18 protein-coding genes are annotated in these 16,760 nt (G+C 61.7%); 7 read left to right on the top strand and 11 right to left on the bottom strand.

Annotated features, from left to right (window positions below):
- Positions 1 to 48: 48 nt before the first annotated feature.
- The 5 genes from HNE_RS18410 to HNE_RS11585 all read right to left on the bottom strand — a co-directional run bounded on the left by HNE_RS18410 (position 49) and on the right by HNE_RS11585 (position 3,841).
- Complete coding sequence (locus tag HNE_RS18410; protein ID WP_035592700.1) at positions 49 to 222, bottom strand: DUF1328 domain-containing protein; 174 nt, start codon at positions 220 to 222, stop codon at positions 49 to 51.
- A gap of 97 nt (positions 223 to 319) precedes the next feature.
- Positions 320 to 2,167: an SLC13 family permease gene (locus HNE_RS11600; protein ID WP_011647340.1), complete on the bottom strand. Its 1,848-nt coding sequence runs from the start codon at positions 2,165 to 2,167 to the stop codon at positions 320 to 322.
- Positions 2,168 to 2,192: 25 nt separating this feature from the next.
- Complete coding sequence (locus tag HNE_RS11595) at positions 2,193 to 2,615, bottom strand: hypothetical protein (RefSeq protein ID WP_148205872.1); 423 nt, start codon at positions 2,613 to 2,615, stop codon at positions 2,193 to 2,195.
- Positions 2,616 to 2,629: 14 nt separating this feature from the next.
- Entirely contained in the window at positions 2,630 to 2,986 is a 357-nt protein-coding gene (locus HNE_RS18060) for a DUF883 family protein (RefSeq protein ID WP_011647338.1), read from the bottom strand.
- Positions 2,987 to 3,052: 66 nt separating this feature from the next.
- Positions 3,053 to 3,841, bottom strand: a complete 789-nt coding sequence (locus tag HNE_RS11585) for a response regulator (protein WP_011647337.1) — start codon at positions 3,839 to 3,841, stop codon at positions 3,053 to 3,055.
- 193 nt (positions 3,842 to 4,034) lie between these two features.
- On the opposite strand from HNE_RS11585, the gene HNE_RS11580 reads away from it, so the two are divergent.
- The 3 genes from HNE_RS11580 (at position 4,035) to HNE_RS11570 (ending at position 6,519) form a co-directional block, all read left to right on the top strand.
- Positions 4,035 to 4,244, top strand: a complete 210-nt coding sequence (locus HNE_RS11580) for a NepR family anti-sigma factor (RefSeq protein ID WP_011647335.1) — start codon at positions 4,035 to 4,037, stop codon at positions 4,242 to 4,244.
- A complete protein-coding gene (locus HNE_RS11575) occupies positions 4,241 to 4,846 on the top strand; it encodes a sigma-70 family RNA polymerase sigma factor (RefSeq protein ID WP_011647333.1) in 606 nt (201 codons plus the stop codon). The genes HNE_RS11580 and HNE_RS11575 overlap by 4 nt, the downstream gene beginning before the upstream one ends.
- A gap of 68 nt (positions 4,847 to 4,914) precedes the next feature.
- Positions 4,915 to 6,519 carry a sensor histidine kinase gene (locus HNE_RS11570; RefSeq protein WP_011647332.1) on the top strand — a complete coding sequence of 535 codons (1,605 nt, stop codon included), beginning with the start codon at positions 4,915 to 4,917 and terminating at the stop codon, positions 6,517 to 6,519.
- 83 nt (positions 6,520 to 6,602) lie between these two features.
- On the opposite strand, the gene HNE_RS18405 is transcribed toward HNE_RS11570, so the two are convergent.
- Positions 6,603 to 6,743, bottom strand: a complete 141-nt coding sequence (locus HNE_RS18405) for an entericidin A/B family lipoprotein (protein WP_407637689.1) — start codon at positions 6,741 to 6,743, stop codon at positions 6,603 to 6,605.
- Between the two features lie 162 nt (positions 6,744 to 6,905).
- Here HNE_RS18405 and HNE_RS11565 point away from each other — a divergent pair, with 162 nt between their 5' ends.
- The 4 genes from HNE_RS11565 (at position 6,906) to HNE_RS11550 (ending at position 10,494) form a co-directional block, all read left to right on the top strand.
- Positions 6,906 to 7,751, top strand: a complete 846-nt coding sequence (locus HNE_RS11565) for a diacylglycerol/lipid kinase family protein (RefSeq protein ID WP_011647330.1) — start codon at positions 6,906 to 6,908, stop codon at positions 7,749 to 7,751.
- Positions 7,748 to 8,551, top strand: a complete 804-nt coding sequence (locus tag HNE_RS11560) for a metallophosphoesterase family protein (protein ID WP_011647329.1) — start codon at positions 7,748 to 7,750, stop codon at positions 8,549 to 8,551. Before HNE_RS11565 ends, HNE_RS11560 begins: the two co-directional genes overlap by 4 nt.
- A 19-nt stretch (positions 8,552 to 8,570) precedes the next feature.
- The gene (locus tag HNE_RS11555) at positions 8,571 to 8,891 is read left to right on the top strand and encodes a hypothetical protein (protein ID WP_148205871.1); all 321 of its coding nucleotides are present in this window, start codon (positions 8,571 to 8,573) and stop codon (positions 8,889 to 8,891) included.
- Between the two features lie 190 nt (positions 8,892 to 9,081).
- Positions 9,082 to 10,494: an aldehyde dehydrogenase family protein gene (locus tag HNE_RS11550; RefSeq protein ID WP_011647328.1), complete on the top strand. Its 1,413-nt coding sequence runs from the start codon at positions 9,082 to 9,084 to the stop codon at positions 10,492 to 10,494.
- A gap of 184 nt (positions 10,495 to 10,678) precedes the next feature.
- Here HNE_RS11550 and HNE_RS11545 read toward each other — a convergent pair whose 3' ends face one another.
- The 5 genes from HNE_RS11545 to HNE_RS11525 are packed head-to-tail and all read right to left on the bottom strand — an operon-like array spanning position 10,679 to position 16,519.
- Positions 10,679 to 12,100, bottom strand: a complete 1,422-nt coding sequence (locus HNE_RS11545; RefSeq protein WP_011647327.1) for an alanine/glycine:cation symporter family protein — start codon at positions 12,098 to 12,100, stop codon at positions 10,679 to 10,681.
- The gene (gene pruA / locus HNE_RS11540) at positions 12,100 to 13,710 is read right to left on the bottom strand and encodes an L-glutamate gamma-semialdehyde dehydrogenase (protein ID WP_011647326.1); all 1,611 of its coding nucleotides are present in this window, start codon (positions 13,708 to 13,710) and stop codon (positions 12,100 to 12,102) included. Before pruA ends, HNE_RS11545 begins: the two co-directional genes overlap by 1 nt.
- 21 nt (positions 13,711 to 13,731) lie before the next feature.
- Positions 13,732 to 14,304 carry an FMN-binding negative transcriptional regulator gene (locus HNE_RS11535; RefSeq protein WP_011647325.1) on the bottom strand — a complete coding sequence of 191 codons (573 nt, stop codon included), beginning with the start codon at positions 14,302 to 14,304 and terminating at the stop codon, positions 13,732 to 13,734.
- The gene (locus HNE_RS11530; RefSeq protein WP_011647324.1) at positions 14,301 to 15,260 is read right to left on the bottom strand and encodes an alpha/beta hydrolase; all 960 of its coding nucleotides are present in this window, start codon (positions 15,258 to 15,260) and stop codon (positions 14,301 to 14,303) included. Before HNE_RS11530 ends, HNE_RS11535 begins: the two co-directional genes overlap by 4 nt.
- A 59-nt stretch (positions 15,261 to 15,319) precedes the next feature.
- Entirely contained in the window at positions 15,320 to 16,519 is a 1,200-nt protein-coding gene (locus tag HNE_RS11525; RefSeq protein WP_011647323.1) for a PepSY-associated TM helix domain-containing protein, read from the bottom strand.
- Positions 16,520 to 16,760: the final 241 nt, after the last annotated feature.

Below are 16,760 nucleotides of genomic sequence, written 5' to 3'. Positions count from 1 at the left end.
GCGCCCTGGGGCGCCCTTGAAGGAAGAGGGTGACAGGCAACGGCCGTGTCAGGTGATGCTCCGGCCCCGGAGCGCGCGCGCGACAAAGGTGATCACGAGAAGCGCGAGGAAGACGAAGAAAAGAATTTTGGCGATACTCGCCGCGGCGCCGGCAATACCGCCGAAGCCAAGAAGGGCGGCGATGATCGCGAGGATAAAGAATGTCAGTGCCCAACCAAGCATGGGTGTCTCCTTTGTGTAATGACCATTCAGTCGGTCTATGAAAAGGAAACGCGCCTGGCCTTTCAAGGTTCCGAGAAAAACCGGGGTCAGGCAGTATTCAGAGCGGCCATACCCACAGCAACATTGGCGTTGCGGCTACAATCACAACCACTTCCATGGGCAGGCCAAGGCGCCAGTAGTCGCCGAAGCGGAAACCGCCAGGCCCCAGGATGAGCGCATTGTTCTGATGACCTATGGGCGTAAGGAATGCGCAGGATGCGCCGATGGCGACCGCCATAAGATACGTATCCGGATTGACACCAAGCTGCGACGCGGCGCCCAGCGCAATCGGGCACATCACGGCGGCCGTAGCAGCATTGTTCATGAAGTCTGACAGCGTCATCGTAACGACCAGAAGAATGATCATTGTGTAGACCGGGTTGCTGCCGCCCGAGGCGGTGATGAGGCCCTGGGCGATGAGATCTGCAGCGCCGGTCGTGGACATCGCCCCGGCCACCGGAATAAGCGCGCCCAACAGAACGACCACCGGCCAGTCAATCGGCTCATACAGCTTGCGCAACGGTACGACCTTGAACAGCGCGACCGCCAGAACACCTGCGGCGAACGTGATGGCGGCGGGCAGGAGGCCGAAGGCGGCACCGCAGATGGCAAGTATCATGATGACGGCGGCCAGCACGGCTTTGCGAGAGTTCGGGATCTTGAGTGCCCGTTCGGCCAGCGGGACGCAGCCATACCGGTTGGCAAATTCGAGAATGGCATCGGAGGTGCCCTGAACGAGCAGCACATCTCCGGAACGGATCGGCGTGGAATTCAGGCGCGCCATCGAATCCTTGCCGTCCCTGGAAAGCGCAATCAGGTTCACGCCAAATTCACGGCGCAGGTCGATCAGCTTGATGGAGAGCCCCAGAAGAAGGGCATTGGGGCGAACGGCGAGTTCCATGAGAACCACGTCGCCCGACTGGAGCCGGCTTTCCGCCTGTGTTGCCTTCTCTTCTTTTCCGGGTGCATCCGGGTTGTCTCTCGCCTGTTCTTTTTCCTCCGCCGCCTTTTCCTCGGCCTTGGCAACGGTGTCGAGGACAAGACCAAGTTTGGAGAGGGCGTCGCCAATGGCGTCCGGATCGGCTTCAATCACCAGAACATCATCTGCGCGAACTTCCCGGTAGGGGTTGGGCGCCGAGATACGGCGATCATTCCGCAGCAGGCTGACGATCTGGGCGTCGGTCGTATCCAGCTGGTATTCTATGTCGCGCAGGGACTGGCCGATGATGGAAGAGTCCTGCTTGACGCGGGCTTCGATGATGTAGGGCGCCGTTTCGAAGCTCGCGAGGGTGGTCCGCTCCCTTGCGGGCACGAGTTTCCAGGCGAGTGCGATCAGGATGAGGCCGGCAGCTGTAACCGCGAGCCCGACCGGCGCGAAATCAAACATCGTGAAACTGCTGCTGTCGCCCTGGCCGCTGAAGCCGGCGACAATCAGGTTTGGCGGTGTGCCGGTAAGCGTCGTCATTCCGCCAAGGATCGAGGCGAAGGAAACGGGCATAAGAACACGCCCTGGCGATATGCCGAGACGGCTGGCGGTTTTGATCGCCACCGGCATCAGCAAGGCAAGGGCGCCGACATTGTTCATGAAAGCGGAAAGCCCGGCCGCCAGCGCAGACAGGGCAATGATGGACACCGTGTTGCCGGAACTGGAAGGCAAGACCTTCGCCGAGAGTGTGTCGACAACGCCCGTTGTCTGAAGCGAGAAGCTGAGGATCAGAACGGAAGCAACGGTTATGACCGCCGGATTTCCGAAGCCGGAAAAGGCAGCGGCAGGGTCAACCAATCCGGCGACAACGCAGGCGATCAGCGCGCCAAGGGCTACAAGATCATGGCGCCAGCGGCCCCAGATGAAAAGGAGCGCCGTGATCGCTAGGATGGCAAAAATGCCTGCTTGTTCCAGAGTCATTCGCGCCTGCCCGATCTGTGGAAATTCAGATCAGACGGGATAGCATGCGATCGACAATGCCGGCACTGGTATTTGGCGCCCGTGTCACAGCGTAAGCAGCTACGCCGACGCCCACCAGAGTAAGAAGGGGGCGTTTGGAAACCATATTGCCCACCACGTTCAGCGACATACCGGTCAGAGCGTCCAGGGTGTCATCCCGGATGTAGGTCATCGTATTGGTCGCCGCGGCAGTTACGCCCGCGAACTCGTCTTCCAGAGGCACAGCGGGGCGCGTAGCATTCCAGATTGCCAGACCGCCAGCTGCAATCAAAACGCCGCCAACAAGGGCGCCGGATTCGGCAAGCCCCAGCCATGGCGCAAGGGCGACAACAGCAGCCCAACTTAGTGCGCCTGCGCCAGCGAGCCCTATTACGGACCCGCCGGCCATCAGGATAATGCGAAGTTTCAAACTGCCCAGCATACTTAGCGGCGGGACAGAAGGGCCAGCAGAACACCGGCACCAGCGGCAACACCCACCGACATCAGGGGCCGATTGCGGATGGTGTCTTCAAGCTGGTCACGGGCATCAGACGCCCGGTTTGAGACCTTGTCGGCAACCGTTTCGGCGCCATGCTGAGCCTTGGTGACTTTCTCACCGACGGCGCGGCCAATATGCTCCGAGAAGTGATTTGCCGACGAAGTCACTGCAGAAACAAAAGTTTCAGCGGCTTCTTGCGCCGCATGCAGATCATTTTTGGCAGCAGCCGCAGCTGCGGATTTCTTGTCGTGGCCGTTGATGCGGCCGCGCGACTTTCGAGTGGAAGTTTGGGGGGTAGCCATCGCTTTCTCCTTTTCAATGTCCTTGCAGGATCAACGAAAGAGAAAGCGAATGGTTCCAATAATTCCTCAGGTCTGGGGCTCTGCCTGAGCGTGAAAGAAGAGAGCCTGGCTGATCGCCGCTTTGACTGTATCATCCTGAAACGGTTTGGTAATCAGGTAGGTAGGCTCTGGTCGCTCGCCCGTGAGAAGGCGCTCTGGAAACGCCGTGATGAAGATCACTGGCAGGTCAAAGTCGGCCAGAATGTCCTGCACGGCATCAATGCCCGAAGAATTGTCCGCAAGCTGAACATCGCACAGGATAAGGCCAGGCTTCACCCGGCGGGCAAGCTCAACGGCATGTTTGCGCGTGGCTGCGTTGCCGGCGAAGGTGTGGCCCAGATCCTCAACGAGGTTGGCCAGGTCAGCCGCAATGATCGGCTCGTCTTCAATGATGAGGACCGAGGTGGAAAGTTGTTGCTCGATTTCCTTGTGCGCGGCCTCGATCAGCTTTTCCAGCTCCGCAGGGGTTTGCTCCAGAATTTCGCAGGCTTCCGGACGGCTGAAGCCTTCCAGCGTCGTCAGCAGAAATGCCTGACGCTGGATCGGCGCGAGCTTGCGCAGGCGTTCTTCGGGCGAAGCACCGGAAAATTTACCGGCCGTTTCCAGTTTTGCCCCGGTCGTTGACCAGATCGCATGAAAGAAGCGGTACAGGGTGACACGGGTTGATGACGCCTCTACCATGAGGGCAGGGTCTTCGCTCAACGCCTCAAGGCACGCCCGGATATAGGCATCGCCGCTCTCCTGAGAGCCCGTCAAAGCACGGGCATAGCGGCGCAGGAAGGGGAGATGCGGGCCGTATTGGGCGATCAAACTCATATTGGAACCTCTTTGCTATCTGAGCGTTACAACGCACGGGACACAAATTGGTTTCATACGCTGCGGAAATATTTCGCAATGTGCAGTTTGGCGTGGAACCTATCAAAGTTAGCGGCGTTTATGGCACGAATATGGCCATTTCGCCGCCTGGCGGGTATCTGGTCGGCAAGTGAACGGAATTTAAGGCAACGCTATGAATGAGTCCGGAAATCAGAATGGAAAAGACCCTGAGGCACGCCGCAGTCAGCGTAGCCTTGGTAACCGCGCCATCGGTGAGCGTCTGCGCCAGATGTATGACGGCGTCGTTGGGGAGTCTGTTCCTGACGACTTTTTCAAGCTGCTTGAACAGGCGGAAGCCAAAGCGAAGGCAGGCGTCAAATCGCGCCCCGACGGTGAAGCATGACCGCAACTCAGGCACTTTCCCTGTCTGACTTCAAAGCCGCTCTTATGGAGGTAACCCCTCATCTGCGCGCGTTCGCCCGCAGCCTTTGCGGCAACCCTACCCAAGCCGATGACCTGGTGCAGGACGCGCTGCTCAAAGCGTGGAATGCGCGCGACAGCTATACAGAGAATACGAGCTTCAAGGCATGGACGTTCACCATCCTTCGCAACTCGTTCTATTCGGAAAAGCGGCGCAGCTGGCGGTCCACCGGTCTTGAGCCGGGCGTTGCAGAATCGACGCTTGTCGCCTCCGATGACCCCGACAAGGGGCTTGAACTTGTAGCGCTGCGCAATGCGCTGGAGCATCTTCCCCAGGATCAGCGCGAAGCGATCATCCTGATCGGCGCTGGCGGCATGGCGTATGAAGAAGCGGCTGAAATTGTCGGCTGCGCTGTCGGAACCATCAAAAGCCGTGTCAGCCGGGCGCGCAAGGCGCTGGCTGAACTGCTTAACAGCGAACATGGTGTGCCTTCCGGGGCAAGCGGCTCGAATGTCACGTCAGGCGAAGCAGCGTTCAACGACATCATGGGCCAGGTTGACGTCCTCAGCCGCCATAACGGATGACGGTAGTCAGCGGGGAAGGACGCGCCAAGCGCAGGCGCCTGAGCCTCAGGCTTCAGGTAATTTCTGCCATGGCGGTCGTCCTTAGCCCGCTGCTGATAATGGGCGCCATACACGCCTGGAGCGAACAGCAGTTTTCCCGGCAGCTCCGGTTCCATGAACTTCATCAGAGTGCGCAGGATCGCCTGCGCCAGACCGATGCCATGCTGGTGCGCGCCCGCATGGCGCTGCGCATGATCACGATCGACGACCGGGAGCTGACCTGTAACGAAATCGGTGACCGTCTGGCGGTGCTTGAACTGCCGCTGCGCAATACCATCCGCTTTGATGCGGACGGCCTGGTGACCTGTAATGAGGTGGGGGAAGGCCTGGTCGGGATGCCGATGCCCCAGCTCGAATGGAACGACCGGATGCGCAAGGGCGTGGAGTCGTTCGAGGATAGCGGTCAACGCGGCATGGCGCTGGGAGACCCGGCGATCTACCTGCTGCGCCGGCAGTCTGACGCGCTCGGCAACTATAGCGGATCTATCGCGCTCACCTTGTCGCTGGAGGATATTGTCGCCCGTATGTCGGGCATGTCCCAGTCCAGTGGGGTGACGGTGTCGCTGGTAGTGCCGGGCGGGCAGGTCATCGGCTCCAACATCGTTGCTGGCATTCCCATGGAATGGATCAGTGATGGGGCGGCGCTGAACAAAAGAACCTACCGGCTCCGGCCCGACCAGGGCCCACCTCTGGATGTGGTGCTGCTGCCTCTTTCGGAAAATGGGCTGTGGCTGATGGTGGGATCACCCGCGCCGCCCCAGCGCGTGGAGGTCATTCTCGCCTTTCTGGTGCCGATCCTGGCCTATCTCGCGGCGCTTCTGGCGGCCAGCTGGATTGCCGACGCCATGGTACTGCGTTGGCTGGAGCGGATACGCCTGCGGATCTTGGATATGCGCAGCTCGGCCCGATATGCGCTGCTTGCGCCAGAGCTGTCGCGCGCGCCTCTGGAGGTACAGCAGGTCGCCGAAGCCTTTGACGACCTGACCAGCCGTGTTTCAAAACATGAGTCAGACCTGCAACTGGCGCTCGTCCAGATGAAGGCGGCGTTCCGTGAAGTGCACCACCGCGTAAAAAATAACCTGCAGGTGATGCTCAGCATGCTGAAGCTGCAAGGTCGGGGCGAGGCACTGCCTGAAACCCAAAGCGCTCTCAAGGTGGCCGCTCATCGTGTGGCGATGATGGCGGCGGTGCATCATACCCTTCTGAACGAGGGAGACCTTGATACGGTTGAAGCGCTCGACCTGTTCAATGCCATCTGCAACCAGGTGGATGAACAGAAAGGTTGGGGTGAAGGCGGCCGGCAAATCATTCCGGATGTTACGCCCGGCCCGCTGCCTGCAGATCTTGCCGTTCCCGTGGGAATGTTCGTGCTGGAATCTGTAAGCCTGCTTTGCCCGGAAGCGGATGAGGACGAGGTCGCAGATGTTACGTTGCATTTCGACCGGGAGCATGGCGATTGCCGACTGGCGCTCACCTGTGGCGGCGGTGAGGAAGGCTCCGTTGAGATGGACCGGGATACCAGCCTGTTTCTCTCAGCCTTTGCCCGTCAGATTGGTGGAACCGTTTCGGTCAATGCCCAGGAAGATGGCCGGATTGCCATTGAACTGTTGTTCTCCATCCCGGTTCCGGACTGATCCGACGGTCCTTCAGATACGTAGACAAAGAAAAAGGCGCGCCTCGGGAGGCGCGCCTTTATGTCTGGATATTGGACTGTTGATTAGTCCGTAAGTTCGTCTTCGGTGGCTTGGGCAGTGTCTTCGATGGCCTCACCGCCAGCCTGGACATCTTCACCAACACCTTCGACCGTGTTGCAAGCTACCAGGAAAACAGCGCCCAGTGCGAGAAGCGGGATAGTCATTGTCTTTTTCATTTTGCAATCCTTGTGGTTCGTCAGCTGCAGACGAGACTAAAACGCGCTGCCGAGGAGCGGGTTCCCATACCTAACGGAAAATTTTCGTGCTGGTGCGCCGCCGGAACTTTCCCGCAATCGAAACGTTCTGAAGCCGGGAGACACTGACACATGAAAATCGGTATTATTGTTAACGAGAAGTCCGGCTCGGTTCCGGAAGATGGTCGCGATCAGCTGGTGCTGCTTCTCGGCGAGGAAGGGCATGAGCCCGTTGTGCCGTCTGACCTTGAGGCGGATCTCGATCAGCAGGTGTCTGATCTTGCCGCCGCCAGCGTTGAGGCGATTGCTGTCTGGGGTGGGGACGGCACGATTTGCGCAGTTCTTCAGTCAGCAAATGGAAAAGTGCCGGTTCTCGTGCTACCAGGTGGAACGATGAACCTGTTGCCCAAGCGTCTGCATGATGGCGAACTTGACTGGAAAAAGGTCGTTCACTCGGTGCTGGCCAATCCCCAGCCAAGCTGGATTTCCGCCGGCGAGGTGGATGGGCAGAGGTTCTATGTGGCCGCGCTTTTCGGCCAATTGACGCATATTGGCGCGTCGCGCGAGGCGGTTCGGGAGGGCATGATAATGGAAGCGGTCAGTATCCTGACGGATCGTGACGCGCTGGATATTGAAACCAATATCCAGATTGAAGTGGACCAGCCCGACAAACAACGCGATTTCCCGGCAACGGCGGCGGCGGTGATCCCGGCCGAAGAGGGCGGGCTGGAGATTGCCGTGATTGCGCCCGACAGCCGGCTGGACCTTGCGGCCTCCGCCATGGACGCGCTGGTGCGTGGATGGCGCGAAGGCGCGCACTTTCATGCCGATGGCGTCAGCGCCATTCGCATGCACCATGCAGAGGGCAAACCCATTCCGGCAACGATTGATGGCGAACCCTGCGAGCCAGGCCCCAGCCTCAGCATTTCCTACATTCAGAAGGCGGCATGCGTGCTGGTGGCTGGAGGTGAGGCATGAAGATCGCGCACTTTGCGGACCTCCACTTTGGCCGCGAAGATAAAGACGCCCTGCAGGCTGCCAGCGAACTCGTACAGGAACTTGATGTGGATGCGATTGTCGTTTCCGGCGATCTCACCCAGCGTGGCAAGCGCGAGGAATTTGAGGCAGCACAATTATGGCTTGCGCAGTTCAAAGCGCCGCTCATTTGCGTGCCGGGCAATCACGATACACCGCTTCTCAATCTTGCCGCGCGCGCTTCAGACGCTTTTGGCAGGTACGATAACTATTTCGCGGCCCATGCCGGGCCGCTGGATATAGATGGCGCGTCGATCCGCGGGTTGAATACGGCACGCGGCTGGCAGACGCGGATGAACTGGGCAGAGGGGCGGGTCAATCTCGACGACCTCGACAGCGCCATTGGGCATTCCGGCGATCATCGCCTGCATATCATCGCCTGCCACCACCCCTTTGTGTCGCCGACACTGGCGGGCCTGCAAACCGAAACCAAGCGGGGCCAGGAAGCCAGCCGGCGGATTGCCGACAGCGCCGTGCAAATCCTCATGACCGGCCATGTGCATACGCCGCATGCGGAAGTTATCCGTGAAAGTGATGGCGGATACATCGCGATCACGGCCGGCACATTGTCCACACGGCTCAGGGCGCAGCCGCCGGCATTCAATATTCTGTCTGTCCGGGATGGTATTGCTGCGCTCAATGTTCAGAGTTTTCGTGACGGACGCTTCCATGAAGGCACGCACGGTGTTTGGGATCTGGAGACTCTGGAACCGATCAGTACACCGCGCGTTGTCACACCATAGTCGCGGAAGGAGCGGAAGAATGCGTAAATCAGTACTTGGAATGAGCGTCGCCGTCGTCGCGGGAATGGCCTTGGCCGCCTGTGGAAACGACCCTGAGCCCATCGCGCCGGTTGACCCGGCTTTTGATCGCACAACGGAATCGACTGATACCGACGATCAGGATGAGATGCTTCCAGACACGACCATGCCTGAATCAGAAGCGGTTCCGCCTGTCGGATCTCAGCCGGGTGAAATCCCCGAGGTGATGGAGGACGACAGGTTCGGTCAGGATGAACCGCGCGGAGATGCTGCCGGCGAGATGCTGGAAGATCCCGAGCCAACTGCCGAAGATCCCATGTGAGCCTTGGCACGCTACGTTAAGGGGAGTTGACCGTAAGCGGTCAGCTTTGTGGCAGTGCCGGGCGCGGGGAGCTCTCTCCCCGCGCCATTGCCGCATTCCCCAGGGATAATCTGGTCGAATCTATATTCGGTTTCGCAGGCTTCTGGCTTAGCGTGGCGCAAAGAACAGCAGTCACGAGGAAGCGAAACAGATGTCTCAGACCTATACGATGACCATCAATGGCAAGGCGGTTTCCGGCGCCGAGACCTTTGGCGTGGAAAACCCCGCCACCGGCGAAGTGTTTGCGCAGGCGCCCAATTGCACCGAAGCGCAGCTGGATGAAGCGGTTGCGGCGGCCCGCGCGGCGCTGCCCGGCTGGAAGGCCACGCCGATCGAAAAACGGCGCCAGGCCCTTCAGGCGATTGCCGGTGTAATCGCGCAGAATGGCGAAGAACTTGCCCGGTTGCTGACACGGGAGCAGGGCAAGCCGCATCCCGACGCGATGGGCGATGTTCTGGGCGGCGCGCATTGGCTGGTGGAGACGGCCAAGCTCGATATTCCCGAACATGTGTCTGAAGATTCCCCGGAGCGTCTGGCCGTCACCCGCTACGGGCCGATTGGTGTTGTCGCGGCGATTGTGCCGTGGAACTTCCCGATCATCCTGATGATGTTCAAAGTCGCGCCGGCGCTTCTGGCGGGCAATACGCTGGTGGTGAAACCCGCGCCGACAACGCCGCTGACGACGCTGAAGATTGCCGAGCTGATCCGGGACATCCTGCCGCCGGGTGTCCTCAACGTGATTTCGGGCGCCGACCGGCTCGGCCCCTGGCTGACGGCGCACAAGGACATCGACAAGGTGAGCTTCACCGGATCGACCGAGACCGGCAAGAAGGTGATGGCGAGCGCGGCGAAGGACCTCAAGAAGGTGACGCTGGAACTGGGCGGCAATGACGCGGCAATCGTGATGCCGGATGTGGATGTGAAGGCGGTAGCCGAGCAGCTGTTCTGGGCGGCGTTCCGCAATGCGGGCCAGATCTGTATCGCGACCAAGCGGATGTATATCCACAAGGATGTATACGAACCATTGAAAGCAGCGATCGTAGACTACGCCGCCAGCGTGAAGGTTGGCGACGGCGCCGAGCAGGGCACGCAGATCGGGCCGATCCAGAACAAAGCCCAGTATGAGCGTGTTCTGGAACTTATCCAGGACGCCAAGGACAAGGGCTACAAATTCCTGATCGGCGGCAATTCCTCCAATGTTCCGGGCTATTTCGTGCCGGTGACGATCCTCGACAATCCGCCGGAAGATGCGCGGATTGTTCAGGAGGAGCAGTTCGGGCCGGTGTTGCCGCTGATGTCGTTTGACAACATCGATGAAGTGGTTGGCCGGGCAAATGCGAGCATTTATGGGCTGGGCGCGTCGATCTGGACCAAGGACCTTGACCGGGCGCAGGCGCTTGCCGTGCAGCTTCAGGCCGGGACCGTGTGGATCAATGAGAGCCAGCACCTTTCCCCGCATGCCGCCTTTGGCGGACATAAACAGTCCGGTGTTGGGGTGGAAGGCGGGCAGGATGGTCTGCTGGAATTCTGCCAGGCACAGACGGTATTCATGCGCCGGACCTGATTTTCAGCTGCCCTGGATTTTGAAAACCCCTCCGGTGACGGAGGGGTTTTTGTTTGGGGGTGGGGTGGCTATCGGTCTGCACTCGCCGTTGACGTGTTTGGCGGAAAACTCCAACCACGCTTCAACAAAACGCCAACGGCAGGGGGGGCAGAGTTGGACAAATCTGGACAAAGCCGGACAGAAATTACCCGGCGCGGCGCTCTGCGGACACTCTTTGGCGCTCTGCTTCGCGGAAGGTGCGTAGCTCTGCGGCGACGACGCCGGAGAGGATGTAGAGGCCGATCAGGTTTGGGACCGATAGCAGGAAGAAGAGGCTGTCGATGATGTTGAGGACGGTGGTGACATCCATAATCGTGCCGAGCGGCAGGAGGAGGCAGAAGAGGGTAAGGTAGATGCGCCGGATGAGGGGGTGGGGGCCGAAGAGGTAGGCGCAGATCTGGAGGCCGTAATAGCCGACCGCCAGGATGGTGGAGAAGGCGAAGAGGCAGACGGCGACGGCCAGGATTCCGGGGAACCAGGAGGAGACCGTGCCGAAGGCGGCTGACGTCATGGCGATGTCGGTGTGGCCATCATTCCAGACGCCGGTGGTGACGATGACGAGGGCGGTGGCCGAGCAGACGATGACGGTGTCGATAAAGGGCTCGAGCAGGGCGACGAAGCCTTCGGACGCCGGATAGCGCGTTTTGGCGGCGGCGTGGGCGATGGAGGCGGCGCCGATGCCCGCTTCATTGGAGAAGACGGCGCGGCGCATGCCCGCCACGAAGGCGCCGACGAGGCCGCCGACGGCGGCGTCTGGCGTGAAGGCCTGGACGGCGATGGTGGCCAGCGCGCCGGGAATGGCGGTGACGTTGACGCCGAGGACAATGATCGCGCCGGTAAGATAGAGGCCGCACATCAGGGGCGTGAGCTTTGACGTGATGCGGGCGAGGGAGGCGGCGCCGCCGAGGAGGACGAGGGCGGCGAGGCCGGCGATGAGGATGCCATAGCCCAGCGCCGCGCCGGTGTTCTGCTCAAGGCCCAGAACGGTGCTGACCTGGGAATAGGACTGGTTGACCTGGACGATCTGGATGAAGGCGACGAGGGCGAAGACGGCGTAGAGCGTACCGAGGACTTTACCCAAGCGCGGAAGGCCTTTCTCGGCGAGGCCGCGGGAGAGATAATACATCGGGCCACCGGAGACGCGGCCGTCTGCGTCTATCGTGCGATAGCGGACGGCGAGGACGACTTCGGCGAATTTCAGCGTCATGGCGAAGAAGCCGACGACGACCATCCAGAAGGCGGCGCCGGGGCCGCCCATGGCGATGGCGATGGCGACGCCGGCGATGTTACCGAGGCCGACTGTGCCCGAGAGCGCGGTGGAAAGAGCCTGGAAGGGTGTCATTTCGCCGGGCGCGGTGGGGTCATAATTCCGTCCCCGGAGGATGGAGACGGCGGTGCCGAAGCCTCGCAGATTGAGGAAGCCAAGACGCAGCGTGAAGAACACCATGCCGGCGAAGAGCCAGAGGACGATCAGGTTTACCTCAACCCCGAAGATGGGGACGGCGGTGAAAACCATGCCGATGAGCCAGTCACCGAAAGCGGTCAGGGCGTTTCTCAGAGCGTCCATCAGCCTGCCATATGGGGATAGAGGTGGGAGACGGGCGGCACGAAAGTTTCCTTCACCGTGCGCGGGGAGGACCAGCGCAGGAGGTTGAACGGGCTGCCGGCCTTGTCATTTGTACCGCTGCGGCGCCCGCCGCCGAAGGGCTGGCGGCCGACGACGGCGCCGGTGGGTTTGTCGTTGATGTAGAAGTTTCCGGCGGAGTCCCTGAGCGCGAGGGAGAGCTGGTTTATGACGGCCTGGTCCTGCGCGAAGATGGCGCCTGTGAGGGCATAGGGCGTGGACTGATCGACGAGGGCGAGTGTTTCGGCGAGCTTGCCATCGGGATAGGCGTAGAGGCCGAGGACGGGCCCGAAGATTTCCTCGGTCATGATGCGGGATTTGGGATCTGTGCAGGCGATGACGGTGGGCGGGATGAACCAGCCGGTTTCATCCGATGGCGCGGCGCCGGCGATCTTGCGGTGGCCCGGCGCGCTGGCGGCGTGGTCGAGGAAGGCGGAAATCTGGGTGTAGGCGCGCTGGTCGATGACGGCGCCCATGAAGTTGGTTAGGTCTGATACGTTGCCCATTGTCAGGGAGCTGACGATCTCGGCAAGGCGTTCGGTGACCGGTTTCCAGAGGCTTAAAGGGATATAGGCCCGGCTGGCGGCGGAGCATTTCTGGCCCTGATAGTCGAACGCGCCGCGCACCAGCGCCGTGACGAGGGCGTCGACATCAGCCGAGACGTGGGCGAAGACGAAATCCTTGCCGCCCGTTTCGCCGACGAGGCGGGGATAGGAGCGGTAGCGGGAGACGTTGCTGCCGACAGTTTGCCAGATGCGGTCGAAGGCGGCGGTGGAGCCGGTGAAGTGGACGCCGGCGAGATGAGGGCTTGAGAAGACCGTGTCGCCGATAGCGGCAGGGGTCTCGGCTGGGAGCATGTTGATGACGCCGGGGGGGAGGCCTGCCGCCTCAAACAGGTCCATCAGGAAGGCGGCCGAATATACGGCGCGTTCGGACGGTTTCCACACCACCGTGTTGCCCATCAGCGCCGGGGCGATGGCGAGGTTGCCCGCGATGGCGGTAAAGTTGAACGGGGCGGCGGCGAAGACAAAGCCATCGAGTGGGCGATGTTCGAGGCGGTTGCGCTCGGCAGGCGAGGAGAGGGGCTGCATCGCCTCGATCTGCTCGGCGAAGGCGACGTTGAAGCGGAGGAAGTCGATCAGCTCGCAGGAGGCATCGATCTCGGACTGGAAGGCGGTCTTGCTCTGGGCGAGCATGGTGGCGGCGAGCAGGCGGTCGTTGAACGGGCCGGCGAGGAGCTCCGCGGCGCGCAGGAAGACGGCACGGCGGGCGGCGGTGTCCATGCGCGACCAGTCATGGCGGGCGTCAATGGCGGCGGTGATGGCGGCCTGCGCTTCGGGGGCGCCGGCGGAGGCGTAGGTGCCCAGGGAATTGGCGTGGGCGTGGGGCTCGCGCATGTCCGTGGACGTACCGGTGTCGACCTTCTTGCCGTTGATGACCGGGAGGACGCGGCGCGGGTTGGCGCGCTGGCGGGCAAGCTCGGCAATGAGGCTCGCGCGCTCGGGCGAGCCGGGGGCGAAGCTGCGGACGGGCTGGTTCGGGGGAAGGGTCATAGGGGGCTCCTTCGGAAGGAATTATGGCTGGCGCATCCAGGATTGGAGCGGATGGCCTTCGAGATGGGCGTGGATTTCGGCGCGGGAGGTATCGGACTCGTCCTGGCCGGTCTTGAAGCGGGGCTGGAGGGATTCGATCTGCATACGGAAGCCGATGACGCCTTTGAGGAGGGCTTCAAAGCGGGGGCCGACCTGCTCAACGCTCCAGTCTGCCTCCATGTGGGAGACGAGGGCGCGGATGGCGGGCTCGGTGAGGGCGTCGTCGAGCGTGATGACGCCGGAGACCTTGAGGGAGACGAAATTCCAGGTGGGCGCCCAGCCGGGTTTGGAGATCCAGCCGGGGGGGACATAGGCGTGGGGGCCGAGGAAGAGGCAGGTGGCGCGCGGGTTTTCCCGGAGGCAGGGGACGAGCGGGCCCGAGCGTGGCAGGTGGCCGATGAGGGTGGCGGGGGCGCCGTCCGGACTGGTTTCCATCAGGAGCGGCATGAGGATGGCATCGCCCGGATCAGCGGCGGGCACGACCCAGGCGAGCGGGTTTTCCGCTGTGAAGCGGAGGATGTCTGTGTCCGGAACGGTGGTGAAGCGGGCGCTCATGGGGTGAGGTGGCGGGCGAGCCAGTCTGAGGCGTCCTGAATGGCCCGGTCTGCGCAGTCGGAAATGCTGACGGCTTCGAGGAAGGAGTGGGTGGCGCCTTCATAGATGCGGGTGGAGACGTCGTTGCCGACCGCTTCGAGGCGGGCGGCGAGTTCGGTGTTCTGGTCGGCGAGGATGTCGCATTGGGCGATGCAGAGATGGACGGGCGGCAGGCCGGTCAGGTCTGCCAGCAGCGGGCGGGCATAGGGATCGTCCGTAGACGGTTTGCCGAGATAGTTGACCCAGAAGTCGCGCATCTCGTCGACATTCAGCATGTAGGGGTCGCCGTCATAGCGCCGGTAGGAGGGGCGCGGCTCGGTGTCGAGGGCGGCGTAGTTGAGGAGGAGGGCGGCGGGGAGCGGCTCGCCGCGATCCCGCAGGCGCAGCGCGGCGGACAGGGAGAGGTTTCCGCCCGCAGAATCCCCGCCGATGGCGAGGCGGTCTACCGCCAGGCCAAGCGCGGCGCCCTCGCGGCGGAGCCATTCGATGCAGGCATCGACATCTTCAAGCGCGCGGGGGAAGCGGTGTTCGGGGGAGAGGGAATAGTCGAGGCCGACGACGGCGCACCCGATACGCTCCGCATATTCGCGCATCAGGCGGTCATGCGTGTCGATGCTGAAGAGGGTCCAGCCGCCACCGTGGAGGTAAAGCAGCGTGCCGGTGCCGGGGCCGCTGGCGGGGATGTGGACGCGGGCGCGCACGCCCTGCGGGCCGATGGCGACCATATGGGTCTGGGCCATATCCGGGCCGCCACGCGACCAGGGCTGGCGCACCTGTTCGGCAATCTCGCGCCGGCGCGCAAGCGTAGTGGGCGGCGCGACGGTGGAGAGGGCCGTATAATCCGCGCCGGTGCGCTCGATAAAGCGGCGCACGCCGGGATCAAGTTCATCCGCGCAGGACAAGGGCGAAACGCTCATGGATAAGGCTCTTCTGTTTGTGTTGTTCTTATGGGCGTGCCGGCCCGTGAGGGAAAGGTTCAGGCTTCGGCCGGGGCGGCGCTGGCGGCCTTCTTCTTCGCGGCGATGCGCGGCCCGCGCTTTTTCAGCCACAGCCAGATGCCGGTGAAGCATTGTTCTGCCGTTGCCAGGCCGAGGATGAAGACGAAGAACACCGTAAGCCAGCCGCCAATTTCACCGGAGTGGAGCGGGTAGACCGCGCGGATCATGACGAGACCTGCACTGTCCGCATAGGGATTGACTTCGTGAACCCATTCGCCGGTGTTTGCGTCGAAATAGTGGTAGATGGGCCCGAGATATTTATAGTTCAGGTCGCCGGTGTCGCTGAATGTCGTGCCGTAGATATTCCAGTTCGGGTAATAGAGCATCGTGGCCGGTTTCCAGGCCTGGCCCTCAGCGGCAGCCTGGTTCTCAGCGAGCGTGAGGGCCTCGGCATAGGTGAGCTGGGGCACGGCGCCTTCGGGATAGGGGGCGTCGAGATGGAACAGCGACTTTTCCAGCGGGGCGACCGTAGTGGAAAAGGGATCCCAGAATTCATCGAAGAAGTTCAGCGTGACCGAGGTGAAGGCCAGGATGAACAGGAAGGGAAAGAGCCAGAGGGCGCTGGCGCGGTGAAGGTCCAGCATCTGGCGCGCGAAGGGGCGTTTCAGGCTGTAAGTCCAGGCCGGGCGCCAGTTCTTGAAGAAGGGGCCTTTGCGCGGGAAGGTGAGGTAAAGGCCGACGCCGGAGCTGATCAGCCAGCCCAGCGCGATGAAGCCCATGAAGATGCGGCCCGCGTCCCCCACCAGAAGATTGTAGTGAAGCTCAAGAATGAGCGGGATAATCTGGCGGTTCGACAGGCCGGGGGCCATGCTGCGCGCGCCGACGGATTCGCCGGTGGCAGGGCTGAGGAAGACCTCTTCATAGTCAAGCGGCGCTGCGCCGGGTTTGGGCGTGACCGTAATGATGATGTTTTCTTCTTCATCCGCAGTCAGAGGAAATCCTGTGACCTGTATCGCGGGGTTGGCCGCTTCATAGAGGGCGACGGCTTCCAGAGGCGTGAGGCGGTCGGCCGCTTCGCCGGTATAAGTGTAAAGGTCCCCGTTCGCCCAGCGGTCGATCGTGGAACGGGCTGTCAGTACGCTGCCGGTGATGGCGGCGATGAACAGGAACAGCGCCGTTATGATGCCGAACCAACGGTGCAGTATCAGCCATGTATTCTTGGTTGCCGCGCTCGCCATGAGAGGCCCCTCCCGCTATTATTCAATCGGAACGATAGGGGGGAGGGGGCGGAACAGCCATAACGCGCCGGGTCTAAAAATACCTCGATCGGGTCCGCCAGGCCAGCGCGGAACACTGGCCGGCACAGATTGGCCAAATAGGGACAGTTCCAGACCCGAAGCCGAAATACTTACTTTCTGTGAAATGTTATCAACTCCATCAGTTCGCATTGGGCGAACCAAGACGCAGCAGGGGTGCAAG

The sequence above is a fragment of the Hyphomonas neptunium ATCC 15444 genome (assembly GCF_000013025.1).
In the GTDB taxonomy this organism is placed as follows: domain Bacteria; phylum Pseudomonadota; class Alphaproteobacteria; order Caulobacterales; family Hyphomonadaceae; genus Hyphomonas; species Hyphomonas neptunia.
The sequence above is the reverse complement of the archived record's forward strand: the minus strand, read 5'-3'. Positions and strand labels throughout refer to the sequence as shown.

What these genes read in the sequence shown, in the direction of transcription:
- HNE_RS18410 (WP_035592700.1), bottom strand. Translation starts at nt 222, where the DNA reads ATGCTTGGTTGGGCACTGACATTCTTTATCCTCGCGATCATCGCCGCC.
- HNE_RS11600 (WP_011647340.1), bottom strand. Translation starts at nt 2,167, where the DNA reads ATGACTCTGGAACAAGCAGGCATTTTTGCCATCCTAGCGATCACGGCG.
- HNE_RS18060 (WP_011647338.1), bottom strand. Translation starts at nt 2,986, where the DNA reads ATGGCTACCCCCCAAACTTCCACTCGAAAGTCGCGCGGCCGCATCAAC.
- HNE_RS11585 (WP_011647337.1), bottom strand. Translation starts at nt 3,841, where the DNA reads ATGAGTTTGATCGCCCAATACGGCCCGCATCTCCCCTTCCTGCGCCGC.
- HNE_RS11580 (WP_011647335.1), top strand. Translation starts at nt 4,035, where the DNA reads ATGAATGAGTCCGGAAATCAGAATGGAAAAGACCCTGAGGCACGCCGC.
- HNE_RS11575 (WP_011647333.1), top strand. Translation starts at nt 4,241, where the DNA reads ATGACCGCAACTCAGGCACTTTCCCTGTCTGACTTCAAAGCCGCTCTT.
- HNE_RS11570 (WP_011647332.1), top strand. Translation starts at nt 4,915, where the DNA reads ATGGCGGTCGTCCTTAGCCCGCTGCTGATAATGGGCGCCATACACGCC.
- HNE_RS18405 (WP_407637689.1), bottom strand. Translation starts at nt 6,743, where the DNA reads ATGACTATCCCGCTTCTCGCACTGGGCGCTGTTTTCCTGGTAGCTTGC.
- HNE_RS11565 (WP_011647330.1), top strand. Translation starts at nt 6,906, where the DNA reads ATGAAAATCGGTATTATTGTTAACGAGAAGTCCGGCTCGGTTCCGGAA.
- HNE_RS11560 (WP_011647329.1), top strand. Translation starts at nt 7,748, where the DNA reads ATGAAGATCGCGCACTTTGCGGACCTCCACTTTGGCCGCGAAGATAAA.
- HNE_RS11555 (WP_148205871.1), top strand. Translation starts at nt 8,571, where the DNA reads ATGCGTAAATCAGTACTTGGAATGAGCGTCGCCGTCGTCGCGGGAATG.
- HNE_RS11550 (WP_011647328.1), top strand. Translation starts at nt 9,082, where the DNA reads ATGTCTCAGACCTATACGATGACCATCAATGGCAAGGCGGTTTCCGGC.
- HNE_RS11545 (WP_011647327.1), bottom strand. Translation starts at nt 12,100, where the DNA reads ATGGACGCTCTGAGAAACGCCCTGACCGCTTTCGGTGACTGGCTCATC.
- pruA (WP_011647326.1), bottom strand. Translation starts at nt 13,710, where the DNA reads ATGACCCTTCCCCCGAACCAGCCCGTCCGCAGCTTCGCCCCCGGCTCG.
- HNE_RS11535 (WP_011647325.1), bottom strand. Translation starts at nt 14,304, where the DNA reads ATGAGCGCCCGCTTCACCACCGTTCCGGACACAGACATCCTCCGCTTC.
- HNE_RS11530 (WP_011647324.1), bottom strand. Translation starts at nt 15,260, where the DNA reads ATGAGCGTTTCGCCCTTGTCCTGCGCGGATGAACTTGATCCCGGCGTG.
- HNE_RS11525 (WP_011647323.1), bottom strand. Translation starts at nt 16,519, where the DNA reads ATGGCGAGCGCGGCAACCAAGAATACATGGCTGATACTGCACCGTTGG.